General features: G+C 69.8%; 10 protein-coding genes. 2 read left to right on the plus strand and 8 right to left on the minus strand.

Annotated elements, in window-relative coordinates; translation table 11 throughout:
- Nucleotides 1-27: 27 nt before the first annotated feature.
- Both ACFX43_RS13010 and ACFX43_RS13015 read right to left on the minus strand, forming a co-directional pair.
- Complete coding sequence (locus tag ACFX43_RS13010) at nucleotides 28-183, minus strand: hypothetical protein (RefSeq protein ID WP_328531482.1); 156 nt, start codon at nucleotides 181-183, stop codon at nucleotides 28-30.
- 20 nt (nucleotides 184-203) lie between these two features.
- The gene (locus ACFX43_RS13015) at nucleotides 204-1,907 is read right to left on the minus strand and encodes a hypothetical protein (RefSeq protein WP_378821586.1); all 1,704 of its coding nucleotides are present in this window, start codon (nucleotides 1,905-1,907) and stop codon (nucleotides 204-206) included.
- A 171-nt stretch (nucleotides 1,908-2,078) separates the two neighbouring features.
- Between ACFX43_RS13015 and ACFX43_RS13020 the strand changes: the two genes are divergently transcribed.
- Nucleotides 2,079-3,320: a lipopolysaccharide biosynthesis protein gene (locus ACFX43_RS13020; protein WP_378840863.1), complete on the plus strand. Its 1,242-nt coding sequence runs from the start codon at nucleotides 2,079-2,081 to the stop codon at nucleotides 3,318-3,320.
- 2,155 nt (nucleotides 3,321-5,475) lie between these two features.
- Here the strand turns inward: ACFX43_RS13020 and ACFX43_RS13025 are convergent.
- The 4 genes from ACFX43_RS13025 to pseB all read right to left on the minus strand — a co-directional run bounded on the left by ACFX43_RS13025 (nucleotide 5,476) and on the right by pseB (nucleotide 9,733).
- The gene (locus tag ACFX43_RS13025) at nucleotides 5,476-6,621 is read right to left on the minus strand and encodes a hypothetical protein (protein ID WP_378821590.1); all 1,146 of its coding nucleotides are present in this window, start codon (nucleotides 6,619-6,621) and stop codon (nucleotides 5,476-5,478) included.
- A 76-nt stretch (nucleotides 6,622-6,697) separates the two neighbouring features.
- The gene (locus ACFX43_RS13030; RefSeq protein WP_378821595.1) at nucleotides 6,698-7,420 is read right to left on the minus strand and encodes a cytidylyltransferase domain-containing protein; all 723 of its coding nucleotides are present in this window, start codon (nucleotides 7,418-7,420) and stop codon (nucleotides 6,698-6,700) included.
- Nucleotides 7,417-8,538: a DegT/DnrJ/EryC1/StrS family aminotransferase gene (locus ACFX43_RS13035; RefSeq protein WP_378821599.1), complete on the minus strand. Its 1,122-nt coding sequence runs from the start codon at nucleotides 8,536-8,538 to the stop codon at nucleotides 7,417-7,419. Before ACFX43_RS13035 ends, ACFX43_RS13030 begins: the two co-directional genes overlap by 4 nt.
- Before the next feature lie 160 nt (nucleotides 8,539-8,698).
- The gene (gene pseB, locus ACFX43_RS13040; protein WP_378821603.1) at nucleotides 8,699-9,733 is read right to left on the minus strand and encodes a UDP-N-acetylglucosamine 4,6-dehydratase (inverting); all 1,035 of its coding nucleotides are present in this window, start codon (nucleotides 9,731-9,733) and stop codon (nucleotides 8,699-8,701) included.
- Nucleotides 9,734-9,844: 111 nt separating this feature from the next.
- On the opposite strand from pseB, the gene ACFX43_RS13045 reads away from it, so the two are divergent.
- Nucleotides 9,845-10,900, plus strand: coding sequence for a PseG/SpsG family protein (locus ACFX43_RS13045; RefSeq protein WP_378821606.1), 1,056 nt, complete (start codon nucleotides 9,845-9,847; stop codon nucleotides 10,898-10,900).
- Here ACFX43_RS13045 and pseI read toward each other — a convergent pair.
- Together pseI and ACFX43_RS13055 are read right to left on the minus strand one after the other, a co-directional pair.
- Nucleotides 10,897-11,952 (minus strand): pseudaminic acid synthase, encoded by a 1,056-nt coding sequence (gene pseI, locus ACFX43_RS13050; protein WP_378821669.1) that lies wholly within the window; start codon nucleotides 11,950-11,952, stop codon nucleotides 10,897-10,899. The genes ACFX43_RS13045 and pseI overlap by 4 nt on opposite strands.
- Nucleotides 11,952-12,488: a GNAT family N-acetyltransferase gene (locus ACFX43_RS13055; protein ID WP_378821713.1), complete on the minus strand. Its 537-nt coding sequence runs from the start codon at nucleotides 12,486-12,488 to the stop codon at nucleotides 11,952-11,954. Before ACFX43_RS13055 ends, pseI begins: the two co-directional genes overlap by 1 nt.
- Between the last annotated feature and the right edge of the window lie 3 nt (nucleotides 12,489-12,491).

Here is a 12,491-nt window from a genome sequence, read left to right on the forward strand (position 1 = left end):
GCCGGGCCTCTTCTCGATTTGTCGAGCTCAGTCGTTGGTGCCGTACTGAACCGTCGACTCAGAGACGCTCGGAGGATTCTCGACGGTTTTGTCCGTGCTGCTGGTGACGACTCCGACGATGGTCGCTGCGGCGACTCCGCCGCCGACAAGAATGCTGGCGACGATGGCAATGATGTTGCCCATGGATATGTGACCTCCCTCTCCTAGCGGCGAACTTTAGCAGCCGGCCGACGAACAATACTGATCAGTAGCAGAACTGTTGATGTTGTGGCTGTGAGCCAGGCCAGGCCGTACGCCACCCACGCGACGATCACCGCCGTCAGGGTCACCGGGCCGATGGTGTAGGCGGCCGGCGGGGTCGCCTCCCCCGGCAGCCGTTGCAGGAGCAGGTCGCCGCTGTCATGGACCGTCTCGCCCGCTATCTGCGGCGCGTCTCCAGCGGTGCGGTCGGTGATGACGTACCCGATCCCGAGGCGGCTCAGCTCGGCCGCCCGTGCATCCGGGTCCGGTGCGGCGAGGGCCTCGGCGGCGGCGGTTGCGCGCGGGTCCTCACCTTCGATCTCGGTCTGGCCGATGACGAGGTCGCCGTTGATCACGCTCGCGCTGGGCAGCATCCTCGGCAGCGGATCGAGGACGGGACGATGTTCGTTCCACGCCGGTGCTCGGTAGGCGGACCAGGGCAGGACGAGTACGTCACCAGGTGCCGTCTCCTCGGCGAGCGTCACGCCGGCCTGCTGCCATGACGTCGGGTAGTCGGCGGTGCCGATGCCTCCGGCGAGACCCCATGCGGCGTCGGGAAGCACGGCGATCGGAGCGAGGACGAGGGCGACGGCTGCGGCCCATCGAGGTGCGGTCCCGCGAAGCCGGTCGCGCAGCGCGTCGACCCCGGCCGCGACGGTCAAGACGAGCAGCGGCAGACACAACGGAAGCAGGCGGCTGCTGTCCCGCATCAGCGCGAGACCGGGGATCTCCTGGGCGAGGTCGTCGAGGGCTTCGGGCGCCGCCCAGCCGGCGACGGCGATCGCCATCCCGGCCACCCACAGCGCCAGGATCGCGGTCCGTCGGCTGTCGGAGACCCACCACCGCCGGAGTCCGGCACCGATCAGCGCCACCAGGAGCGCCAGGGCCACCCAGGCCGGCCAGCTCTCGCGGCTCGCGGGGACGACCGAGGTGTTCCAGATCCCGCCGAGTGTCAGGGCTGCCAACGGGGCGGGCAGGGCGTCGCCGCGCAGCGCGAAGACCTCGAACCCGGTCGCCGACGCCGCCTCCCCCGCGTGGGTCAGGCCGGCGATCACCCAGGGCGCGTTGACCGCGGCCACCATCGCGAGCAGCAGCACCGGTCGCCGGCCCCGGCGCAGACCGGTTGCGAGCAGTACGGCGGCCGACACGATCCCCGCGCTGGCGCTCAGGCTCCCGACGAGCAGGACCGGGAGCAGCCACACCGGGCCGCGCTCGGCCCGACCGGCCTCAGCCGCGGCCCGACGCCGGCCGGCCAGCACCAGCCAGGGCACCGCGGCGTAGGCCAGCAGCATCGGCCAGTGGCCCATCCACAGCCGCTCGGCGACGTACGGGCTCCACACGGTCAGGCTCACCACCGCCAGCCGCGCGGCGAGCGAGCGCTCACGCACCAGCTCCGCGGCACCCGCCCCGGCGAGCACAAGCGCTCCCACCAGCACGAGCTTCTGCAGCAAGAGGCCCGGCACGACCTCGTCCAGCACCGCGATCACAGCGTCCGAGGGCACCGCCCGCGGCAGCCCCGACCCCAGGCCGAGCACATCCCGGGTCAGCGCGAGATCCGGCACCCACACCATGTCGTAGCTGAGCACGAACCCCGCCCCCAGCGCCGGCCCCAGCATCAGCACCGCCAGCACACCCGCCCACAGGGTCGGGGCCGCCCGTTCGATCACGCGGCAACCCTAAGCCCTCCCCAGGCCCGCCCCGCCGAGAAGTCACCCCGGTCGCGCGAGACGTCAGTTATGTCGGACGAGACGTCAGTTGTGGTGATCGAGTTCCGATCCTGGGCGGATGCCGGTGCCGGCATGTGACCCGCCGCACCCTAGGCTTTCCAAGTGCCCACGATGACCGCCAGCCCGACCAGCGCCCGCCGGCGCAGGCTGTCCGCGCTCATCCGCAGCAGCGGCTTCCTCGCCGTCTGCATCATGGTCACCAACGTCGCGACCTACGGTTTCCAGATCATCGCCGCCCGGATCCTCGGCCCCGGCCAGTACGGCGGCGTCGCGTCGATGATGTCGCTGCTCCTCGTGGTCGGCGTGGTCCAGCTCGGCATGCAGGCGACGGCGTCGCGACGGGTGACCGAGACGCCCGGCCAGGAGCGCGTCATCGAGCGGACGGTGCTACGAGCGACCTACCGCGCGGCCATCGTCGTCGGGATCGTCATGCTTGCCGCCTCGCCGCTGGTGTGGCGGGTGCTGCGGCTCGACTCCATCTATCCCGCTCTGCTGGTCGCGGTGTGTGCCGTACCGCTGACGATCATGGGCGGTCAGGCCGGGGTGCTGCAGGGCGAGCGCCGTTGGCTCGCCCTGGCGATGGTCTACCTGGCTCTCGGTATCCCCCGGGTCATCGTCACCACCGCCGCGATGTGGATCCGCCCCACCGAGGGTGCCGCCATGGCCGGCGTCGCGCTGGCCCAGTTCGCACCGGCGCTCGTCGGATGGTGGGTGCTGCGACGTCGCGCCGACACCGACGCGAAGCCCGGTCCGGTGAAGCCCGTCGTCGTCGAGATGCTCCATGGCTCATTCGCACTGCTGGGCTTCTTCGCGCTCTCCAACGTCGACATCCTGATCGCGCGCAACGTGCTCACCGACCACGTCTCCGGCCTGTACGCAGGTGGCCTGATCCTCACCAAGGCGGTGCTGTTCCTACCGCAGTTCGTGGTGATCATCGCCTTCCCGTCGATGTCGGCCGAGGCCAGCCGCCGCTCCGCGCTGGTCAAGTCGCTGGCGCTCGTCGGGGGGCTCGGCGCGTGTGCGATCGCCGGATCCTGGCTGCTGTCGTGGCTCGCGATGATCTTCATCGGCGGCCCCGACTACGCCGAGATCGAGGGCCTGCTCTGGGTCTTCGCGATCCTCGGCATGGTGCTCTCAGTGCTTCAGCTGCTCGTCTACTCGGTCCTGGCCCGGCGCAGCCGGCTCTCGGCGTACCTTCTCTGGATCGCCGTTGCCGCCGCCCTCGCCCTCGGCGCGATGCAGACCACCGTCGAAGGCCTCGTCTGGGCCGTACTCAGCGTCGACGCCGCCCTCGCCGCCGTCCTTCTCGCGACCACCTTCTGGCGACTCAGCCAGGCCCCGCACCGCAACTGACCCGCCGAGACGTCACCCCCGCCGGCCGAAACGGCAGTTACGTCGGCCGAGATGGCAGTTGTGGGCGACGAAANGACCGAGCCTCGGCAACGACCTGGTTCTCGGCACCATCCTCGGGCTCGTCCTCGAGGCTCCGCTCTACGTGCTCTTGCGGCTGTTCGATCTCACCCAGCTGATCTACGGCTATCCGGTCGCGGTGCTCGTCGGCGCGCTGGTGGTTCTCTGGCGCCGCCGACGGGTCGGTCCGGTGGTGATCGGACGGGCGCGCGTGTGGTCGTGGGCCGGTGCGGCGGTGGCGTGCGTACAGGTTCTTCTGGTTGCGAACCAGGTGTGGACTCAGAGGCCGGTCGACGCCTTGCGGGCGCCGTACGTCGACGAGCCCTTCCACCTCGCGATCGCCGGTGATCTGCTGCACCACTTCCCTGCCCAGATGCCGTGGGTGGACGGCACCCCGCTCTTCTACCACTGGCTGGTCTACGTCCACCTGGCGTCGGCAGCGACGGTCACCCACATCGAGCTCATCGTGCTCATGCGCAGCATGTCGATCGCGCTGCTCGTCCTGCTCACAGTCGGAGGAGCGTACGCAGCGGCCACACGTCTCACCGGACGGAAGTGGCCCGGGTTCGTCGCTGCGCTCGTCCTCGCCATGGGGGCCACGCCGGACTTCTTCGGCTGGACGAGCCTGGTCAGCCCCGCGCAGCTGGCCTTCGACTCCGTGACGCGTGCGTTCGACAGTCCGACGCACGCACTCGTGATGCCGCTCCAGATGGTCCTGATGGTGTTGGTGGTCGAGATGATCCGGCGCGAGCAGTGGCGTTGGGGGCCGTGGTTGCTGACGGTGGTCGTCATGGTCGCTGTGGCCGGCGCGAAGTCATCGGCCCTGCCGACGATCATCGCCGGCCTGTTCCTGGCTCTGGTGATCTCGGCTGTGCTGCGTCGCAAGCCGATGGTCCGCACCCTCGGCGCCCTGCTCGGATCGGCTGTCGCCGTCTTCCTGGTCGCACAACAGCTGTTCTACGGCGGCGGCACCCGGGCAACCGGGATCGATCTCAACGGGAGCACCGTTCAACGGCTGGGCATCTTGATGCTGCCGGAGGGGGAGACCCTTCCCGCTTCCGCGCCGTTGTCGATCTGGGTCTCGTTCACGGTCGGGTTCGTCCTCGTCGCCGTACCGGTGGTCGCGGCCGTGGTGCGTGGCGGCTGGCGACGGCCCGACTTCGTGTTCCTGGCAGGCACCTGGGCCGCTGGTGCCGGCGCGTTCATGGTCCTGAGCCATCCGGCGCTGAGCCAGGCGTACTTCCTCCTGGGCGCCAGCGGGTTCCTCGCCGTGGTCCTCGCCGTCTCGTTGTCGGACATCTTCCCCGTCGACCTGTCGTGGCGCGACGGCGCCCGGATCGTCGCCTGCGCCGCTCTCGGCTGTCTAGCCGTCGTGGCCGCGCGGCTGTTGGTGGGTGACGACATGCCGGCGAACGGCTCGGCCTTCACGCCGACGTTGCTGACCCAGCTCGTCATCGGGCTGCTGGTGCTCGCTGTCGCACTCGTCGTCGTGCTCGTGTACGCCAGGCGCTCGACGATCGCGGCACTCCCGGCCGTCGTGGCGTTGATGCTGGGGGTCGTGCTCGCCGGGGCGCCGCAGACCATCGCTCTGGCGACGGTCGGGCCCGCGGTTCCTCGGGCTGCTGACACGGACATCATCGGCCCAGGTGGAGTCGCCGCCGCACGGTTCGTCCGCGAGCACTCGCAGACCGACGATCTGATCGCGACGAACGCCCATTGCATCGGGCTGCCCGTGCCGGACTGCGATCGCCGCAACTTCTGGATCGCGGCGTACGCCGAGCGCCGGGTCCTGGTGGAGGGATGGGCCTACATCGACCCGCTCGTGGTCGGGCTGCCGTCCACGGATCTCAACAACTCGGCCTACCTGCCGTTCTGGGATCCAGAGCTGCTCGAGGCCAACGATGCGGCGATCACGCGCCCGTCTCCGGCGACGCTAGCCACGCTGCGCGACGAGCACGGAGTCGACTGGCTCGTCGTCGATCGTCGCTATCGCGCCGACCTCCGCGGCCTGCGTCGTGAGCTCGGCCAGCCGCGCTTCAAGCAGGGGCTGTACTCCGTGTTCGACCTGCGCTGACCACGCGGACCGATCACGCTCCGGTCAACGGCGCAGGAGACGACGGAGCCGGCCCCGCTGGGAGGCCTCCGCTTCCCTTCGCCGGGCGCGGGCGTCCTCGACCTCCTGCTGGATCTCCTCCGGCATCGTGTGCAGGCCCTGCATGACCAGCTTCACGACCGCCATCACCTCGTCGCCGGGGATCGAGGCGTAGTCGCCGATGTTGTATTCGGGGAAGCTGCTCTGCTCGATCATCTCGGTGAAGGAGAAGCCGCCGAGCTTGCCGATGAGGAGGTTGTCGTCGCGATAGTCGTCGAGAAGCTCCTGGCGGAACTCGGAGGTCATGTAGACCGCGCTGGTGTCGTTCCAACCGAGCTGGGTGGCCCTGGTGACGAACTCACCACGGAGGATCTGGATCCACTTCAGCCGGGTGGCCTTCCAGGAGTCGGCGCCTCGGAGGCGACCACGCATCGGTGCCGCTGCCACGATCGGAGCCAGGTGTCGCGCGGTCTCGACGGTCCGCCAGCCGGATCCGACGTTGCTCGCCCCTGCCCCCTCGCCCTGGATCGGGAGCTCGCACGTGCTGAGGAAGTCCGCGACGGCGTTCCCGTGGCGCAGCTCCTTGCGGATGAATGGGCGAAGCCGCAGGTCGACGTCCGGGATGGCCGTGGTGATGGTGTCCGCGAACTCTCCGTAGCGCAGGAAGCTCATGTCGAGCGGTGACCACTCGCGAAACTCCTCGAAGGGGAGATCGACCAGCTCGGCGTGCTCGGGCCGCATCACCATCAGCCGCTCGACGTAGAAGGCGTTGTAGAACGTGGCCTGATCGCGAACGTAGTGGACCCAGCGGACCTTCGCGCCCGCCTGGCGCGCGTAGTCGCCGATCGCGCTGATGTGCTCGGGCTTGAGCAGCGAGAACGACTCGCACGAGATCACCGTGGTCTCGGCGCTGCCCGAGGCGATCGACTCGACGAGCTGCTCCCAGGTGCCGAGGGCGGGCGTGAAGAGCACCTCGCCGAGGAGCTGGGAGTAGAGGTTCTGGTGCTGGACGCTGTGGGTGCCTCGGCCGATCGTCGGATAGGCGACCTCGGGAGGGAGATTTCCCTCGCGGCTTGCGCGGGCAAGGAAGGTCTGGATCGCCGTGCTCCCGGTCTTGAAAGTGCCGGAATGGACGATCAGAGTCTTCTGCATTCAACGCTCCAAATGTCGCAGCTGGGACGGAGCGCGGCGCGACGTCCCGCGTGGCACGGATCTTACCCGCCGGGGCTTATTGGCCGAGCTTCTTCTGCTCGATCTGAGCGTTGATCTCGACCAGCTCGGGGTGGGTCTCCAAGAGGGAGACGAGGCCACTGGTGTCGAGACGATGGGCGTCGTGGTCCTCGATGAGGATCTGCAGGAGCCGCAGGTCCTCGGGGGTGTCGAGGGTGATCCGGTACGCCGAGGCATCCCGCTCCCACGGCAGGTTGAGCTTGGGCCGGGTGTCGTCGGTGTAGAGCCACGGGGTGACGTGCTCGCGGTGGGGCGTCTCGGTGGCGAGCCGGTCGGCCTCCAGCAGCGCCGCCGCGGAGAAGACCTCGAAGTCGAGCCCTCGTGGGTAGGTGCGCTCCAGGGCGTTGCTGGCATAGAGCGTGGGGTCGCCGGCGGCGGCCCAGGTGTCGATGCCGCGGCGTACGACCTCGCCGTCGATCAGGGGGCAGTCGCTGGTCACCCGGACGACGACGTCGGGCTCGAACTCCCGCACCGCCAGCGCGAAGCGCGACAGCACGTCGGGCTCGCTGCCACGGACCACCCCGGCGCCGAGCTTGTCGGCCAGGACGGCGACCGGGTCGTCGTCGATGTTGGCCGTCGTCGCGACGATCACCGGGAGCCCGGCCGCGGTGAGCCGGGTGAGGTGGTGCTCGAGCATGGTGATGCCGGCTGCCTCCCGAAGCACCTTGCCGGGGAGGCGGGTGCTGGTCATGCGCGCCTGGGTGATGACCGCGGTCTTCACAGGGTTCCGATCAGCGTCTCGACGACCTGGTCGACCTGGTCGTCGGTCAGGTCGGGGTACAGCGGCAGGGAGAGCTCCTCGGCGTAGAACGCCTCCGCGTTGGGGCACATCCCGCGCTGGTAGCCCAGGTCCGCGTAGACCGGGTGCCAGTAGACCGGGATGTAGTTGACCTGTACGCCGATGCCGGCCGCCCGCATCTTCTCGAACACCTCGCGCCGACGGTCCTCGAGGATGCGCACCGGATAGAGGTGCCACGCCGGGTCGGCGCCCTCGCGCCGGACGGGCAGCCGCAGCCCGTCGACGTCGGCGAGCGCGGCGTTGTAGCGGGCGGTGATCTCCGCGCGCCGCTGCTTGAACCCGGCCAGCCGGGCGAGCTGGGAGAGCCCGAAGGCGCACTGCAGGTCGGTGAGCCGGTAGTTGAGCCCGAACTCGTGGACCTCCTGGTGCCACGGTCCCTCGTCCTTGATCCGGAAGCGGTCGGCGTCGCGCATCAGCCCCACGAAGTGGAACTCGTGGGCCCGCTGCGCGATGGCGGCGTCCTTCGCGACGACAGCGCCGCCCTCGGCGGTGGTGAGGTTCTTGGTCGGGAAGAACGAGAGCGTGGTCAGGTCGGCCAGGTCTCCGACCGGGCGGCCGCCGGAGAAGCCACCGATCGAATGGGCCGCGTCCCCGAGGGTGAGCGCGCCGACCCGGTCGGCGATGGGCTGGAGCGCGGCGTAGTCGGCCGGATGGCCCGCGTAGTCGACGGCGGCGATCACCTTGGTGCGGTCGGTGACGAGGGAGTCGACGGCGGCCGGGTCGAGGAGGGCGGTGTCCTCCTCCACGTCGGCGAAGACGACCTTCGCGCCGAGCAGCGAGGCTCCCGACGCGGTCGCGACGAACGTCATCGGCGTGGTGACGACCTCGTCACCGGCACCCACACCGGCGGCGGCGTAGGCGATGTGGAGGGCAGCGGTGCCGGACGTGCACGAGACCGCCCGGTGCCCACCGACCAGGTCGGAGAGCGCCTGCTCGAACGCGGCGACGGTCGGCCCGGTGGTGAGCCAGTCGCCACGCAGGATCGCCGTGACTGCCTCGATGTCCTCCTCGGAGACCGACTGGCGGCCGTAGGGCAGCATTAGTGTCCCGCACCTCCATTCCGCACCGTAAGTCGCACGCTGCGCACGCACCTCGCCGCGTTGGCATCGCTCGGAAGACGCCCGGTATGCCGTCGCGACGCCGCCTTGCGACGCACGCACGCATCGCACGACTTACGGCACGGACTCTCGGATTGGGACACTAGATCCCCGACTCCAGAACCTTGCGGAGGTCCTCGGCGTCGTACCAGATGTCGTTCTTGTCCGAGGCGCAGTGGAAGCCGTCGGGGACCGGCACGGCGTCCATGATCGGCTTGTAGCCCCACTGCGGATTCTCCGGCTCGATCACGTAGTACTTCCCGTCGCGGATGCTGACCGCGCGGCGGCCCTCCTCGGGGCTGATCATCTCCTCGTGGAGCTTCTCGCCTGGGCGGAGCCCGATGTCGACGAGCTTCGCCCCCGGTGCGACCGCCTCCGCCAGGTCGACGACCTTGTGGGAGGGGATGTGGGGGACGAGGAGCTCGCCACCCTGCATGATCTCGAAGGTGTCGAGCACCATCTGCACCGCCTGCGGCAGCGTGATCAGGAACCGGGTGCAGCGCATGTCGGTGATTCCGAGCGCCTCGCCGCGCTCGGCCATCGCCTTCCACTTCGGGATGATCGAGCCGCGCGAGCCGGTCACGTTGCCGTAGCGCACCACGGAGAACCGGGTCTCGTAGGAGGAGGCGTAGTTGTTGCCGAGGATGAAGATCTTGTCGGCCGTCAGCTTGGTCGCGCCGTAGAGGTTGATCGGCGAGGAGGCCTTGTCCGTCGAGAGGGCGACGACCTTCTTCACGCCGGCGTCGATGGAGGCCTCGACGACGTTCTGCGAACCCAGGACGTTGGTCTTGATGAACTCGAAGGGGTTGTACTCCCCGGTGTCGACCTGCTTGAGCGCAGCGGCGTGGACGACGTAGTCGACGCCGTGGAGCGCCCGGTGCAGGCGGTCGCGGTCGCGGATGTCTCCGATGAACCAGCGGAGCCGCGGGTCGTTGCCGAACAGCTGGCGGCACTCGTACTGCTTCAGCTCATCGCGCGAGAAGACGATCACGCGCCGCGGGTTGAGGTTGTCCAGGAGATGGCGGATGAACGCCTTCCCGAACGATCCGGTCCCGCCGGTGACCAGGATGCTGGCGCCATCGAGAGGATGGTTGATCGGGGCGTCGGACTCTTGAACGTCCGAATTGGGCACGGTCACAGGGATGCTCTCTACTCTGGGCCTCACTGGTGCGCCAACGACACGGCGCGCAAAAGGTGACACATGCCGTGCCGTCCGCCGAAACGGACGAATCCGAGAGGTTGCGCATACATGTCCGTGGGATCGGTCGAGGCCGAAGGTCTTTGCGTGGCCATGGTGTGCGATGCCGGTCCCGATGTCGGGATCGGGCACGTCATGCGCTGCCTTGCTCTCGGAGAGGAGCTCGTCGCCCGAGGCGTACGTGTCGTGATGGTCGCCGACCTGGACCGGGTGCCGTGGGCAGCGGAGCAGGTGCGGCGCCGGGGGATCGAGATCGCGTCGCCGGGACCGGGCGACGTCCGCGACGTCCTCGCCCGCCTCGAGCCGTCGTCGGTGGTCGTGGACTCCTATCTCCTCCCGGCCGCGGTCTACGCCGACCTGAGGGAGCGCTGGCCGCTGCTGGCGCTCACCGACGGCGACCCGCGCGGACGGGTCGCCGACCTGTACCTGGACCAGAACCTCGGCGCGGAGGCCTCGACCTGGGCACTCCCCGAGGGATCCAGGCATCTCGGCGGTCTCGACTACGCCCAGCAGCGACGTGAGATCGTCCGGCAGCGCCCGAGCGTGCCCAAGGCCGCCGCCGACGAGCACACGCCCCTCCGAGTGCTGGCGTTCTTCGGTGGAACGGACGCCTTCGGGGTCTCACCACGAGTCGCGCGCCTGGTCGCGCGGGCGGGGATCGCCGTGGAGCTGACCGCCATCGCAGCCACCCCGGAGCTGGCCGAGGAGATCGCCGGCATCGAGCCGGCGCCGGGCCAGGCCATCCACGTGATCGGGCCGACCGACACCCTGGCCGAGCTCGTCGCCGACTCGGACGTGGTGCTCAGCGCCGCCGGCACCTCGGCCTGGGAGCTCTTCTGCCTCGGCGCGGCGGTCGGGTTCGTGTGCGTCGCCGACAACCAGAAGGACGCGTACGTCCGGATGGACCGGGACCGGCTGGCCGTCGGGATCGCCGCCCTGGCCGAGCTCGACGGCGACTCCGCGGATGCCGTGGGCCGGATGCGTGACCTCCTGGGAGACGTACGTCTGCGGGAGAGGCTGCGCGCCGCCTGCTGGGCCATGGTCGACGGCCGAGGGCCGGCGCGCGTCGCCGACGCGCTCCTCGCCCTCGACCGCGATCAGGTCTAGACCAGGTCCCAGCTGAGCGGTGTGCCGGCCGGGGTGTCCTTGGTGAAGGTGCGTCCGAAGACGATGTCCACGTCGCCCGGCGGCAGCCCGTCGGCGGGGCGGACGGAGCGTACGTTGTCCGGTCCGACCTTCTCCCCGGCGCGCACGTCGCGGGTGACGAAGAGCGAACGACGGAACCGCAGGCCCTCGCGCTCGGCCGACTTCGGGCCGATCCGGGCCTCGCCGAGTGCCTGCCAGGCGATTCTCGTCTCGCTGACGAGCGAGGCGAACTCGTCGGGCTCCAGGGAGAAGTCGGAGTCGACGGCACCGTCCGCGCGCGAGAGAGTGATGTGCTTCTCGATCACGCAGGCGCCGAGCGCGACGGCCGCGACCGAGGCGCCGATGCCGAGCGTGTGGTCGGAGAGGCCGACGGCGACGTCGAGGCCGTCGCGCAGCACCGGGATCCCGCGGAGGTTGGAGGCCTCCGGGGGAGCCGGGTAGGACGCGGTGCAGGCCAGCACGACGAGGTCGTCGTTGCCGGTCGCTCGTGCCGTACGCACCGCCGCGTCGATCTCGGCGAGCGTCGCCGTGCCGGTGGAGATGATCATCGGCAGCCCGGCCTCGGCGATCGCGCGGACCAGCGGAAGGTCGGTGATCTCGGAGGAGGCCGACTTCAGCATCGGGACCCCGAGCCCGACCAGGAAGTCGACCGCGGTCGGGTCGAACGCGGCGCTGAACGGCACCATCCCGAGCTCGCTGGCCAGGGAGAAGATCGGCTCGTGCCACTCCCACGGCGTGTGCGCCTCCTCGTAGAGCTCGTGGAGGCGGCGGTTGGGCCACAGCGGGTGGTCCGTGGAGAGCCGGAAGGCGGGGGTGTCGACGTCCAGGGTGATGGTGTCGGCGGTGTAGGTCTGGATCTTGAGCGCGTGCGCGCCGGCCTCGCCCGCTGCGCGCACGATGTCGAGCGCCCGCTCCAGGTCACCGCCGTGGTTGCCGGACATCTCCGCGATCACGAACGGCTCGTGGCCGGGACCGATCGTGCGGTCCCCGACGGTGATCTCGTGGTGGGTCATCACTGCTCCTTGGCGGAACGTCGGGTCGGTCGGTCGTCGCGGTGCAGGCTGACCGGGATGGCGGTCACCACGCCGTCGTCAGTGGTCTGCTCATAGGGCTCGCCCTCGGTGAACCCGAGCCGGCGGTTCATGGCGCGTACGGATTCGTTGTGGGGGAGCACCTCGCCCTCGAGGAGGTCGATGTCGAGTCCGTCGGGCTCGGGCGCGAAGGCGTACGCCACGGCCTCGCGCATCACCTTGGTCCACGCCAGCAGCGCGGTGCCGTCGGCGGTGGTGCCGTCATGGTCGAGAAAGAATCCCCAGGAGGCCGACCTGGCGACGGGATCGTGGTCGAAGAAGGCCACCACGCCGAGCGGACGGCCGGCGTACTCGAACATGAGCACCCGCCGGGTCGCGTCCTGGCTGACCCGGGACCACCAGGCGGCGTGCTCCTCGGCGGTGATCAGGTGCTGGTTGATGCTCACCGACCGGTTGGCGTCCTGGTTGCGCCAGGCGAGCATGCTCGGCAGGTCGTCGGCGGTCGCCCGTCGTAACATCGG

Origin of the sequence: Nocardioides sp. YIM B13467 (genome assembly GCF_042788075.1) — a bacterium.
Classification (GTDB): Bacteria; Actinomycetota; Actinomycetes; order Propionibacteriales; family Nocardioidaceae; genus Nocardioides.

Coding starts and splice junctions, on each gene's coding strand:
- pseI (WP_378821669.1), bottom strand. CDS start 11,952: ATGACCCACCACGAGATCACCGTCGGGGACCGCACGATCGGTCCCGGC.
- ACFX43_RS13045 (WP_378821606.1), top strand. CDS start 9,845: ATGTCCGTGGGATCGGTCGAGGCCGAAGGTCTTTGCGTGGCCATGGTG.
- ACFX43_RS13035 (WP_378821599.1), bottom strand. CDS start 8,538: ATGCTGCCCTACGGCCGCCAGTCGGTCTCCGAGGAGGACATCGAGGCA.
- ACFX43_RS13025 (WP_378821590.1), bottom strand. CDS start 6,621: ATGCAGAAGACTCTGATCGTCCATTCCGGCACTTTCAAGACCGGGAGC.
- ACFX43_RS13010 (WP_328531482.1), bottom strand. CDS start 183: ATGGGCAACATCATTGCCATCGTCGCCAGCATTCTTGTCGGCGGCGGA.
- ACFX43_RS13020 (WP_378840863.1), top strand. CDS start 2,079: ATGACCGCCAGCCCGACCAGCGCCCGCCGGCGCAGGCTGTCCGCGCTC.
- ACFX43_RS13055 (WP_378821713.1), bottom strand. CDS start 12,488: ATGTTACGACGGGCGACCGCCGACGACCTGCCGAGCATGCTCGCCTGG.